Below are 876 nucleotides of genomic sequence, written 5' to 3' on the forward strand. Positions count from 1 at the left end.
GGATTCCAAGCCCGGACGAGCGGCTGCAGGCCTATCCGCATCAGTTTTCCGGCGGCATGCGCCAGCGCGTCGTTATCGCTATCGCGCTGCTGCACCAGCCGGACTTCATCATTGCCGACGAGCCGACCACCGCGCTCGATGTGACGATCCAGGCGCAGATTCTCGCCGAGATGCAAAAGCTCGTGGCGCAGAACAACACGTCGCTGATCTGGATCACGCATGATCTCGCCGTCGTCTCGCGGCTCGCCGACCGGATCGCAGTGATGTATGCGGGCCGCATCGTCGAATCCGGTCCGGTGTCGGACGTTCTCGCCCGTCCGCTGCACCCTTATACCGCCGGTCTGATCGACTCCGTTCCCAGCCGCAACCAGCGCGGCGAGCGGCTTCGGCAGATCCCCGGAATGGCGCCCAGTGTTGCGCGGCTGCCGACCGGATGCGCTTTCGCCCCGCGCTGCGCACGTGCCGATGCGGTGTGTGCCCAGGCGGTGCCGCTGTTCGCTGCTGGCCCGCGCGAGCACCGTTGCGTCCATCCCTTGCCGGAGCTCCGCGTATGATCTCCTCCACTCCGGTTGCGGCAAACATTCAAAGCTCCTCACCGGGTTCTGGTGGGATGACGCCGCTGATCGAGCTGAACGAGATTTCTCACAGCTTCGGCTCTCGGCCCGATCTCGCTGCTCGTTTGGCGATCTCGCTCAAACTTGCCAAACCGGCGGCAAGGGTGCAGGCGATCGACCGTGTCAGTCTCGCCGTTCGCAGGGGTGAGGTTCTGGGCCTCGTTGGCGAGTCGGGATGCGGCAAGTCCACGCTGGGGCGGATCGTCGCCGGCATTGTGTCGCCCACCAGGGGATCGGTATCCTGGCGCGGCAAGGATATGAA

Annotated in this window: 2 protein-coding genes; both read left to right on the forward strand. The window is 65.2% G+C overall.

The genetic code is table 11. The features are described 5' to 3' along the window. Positions 1 to 554, forward strand: a 554-nt coding sequence (locus tag EOA86_RS36540) for an ABC transporter ATP-binding protein (protein WP_164892404.1), incomplete at its 5' end; no start/stop codon positions are given. Positions 555 to 610: 56 nt separating this feature from the next. Next, positions 611 to 876 (forward strand): ATP-binding cassette domain-containing protein (locus EOA86_RS36545; protein WP_128345826.1); only part of this gene is annotated, 266 nt, incomplete at its 3' end.

It is taken from the genome of Mesorhizobium sp. M5C.F.Ca.IN.020.32.2.1, assembly GCF_004023105.1.
GTDB lineage: Bacteria > Pseudomonadota > Alphaproteobacteria > Rhizobiales > Rhizobiaceae > Mesorhizobium > Mesorhizobium wenxiniae.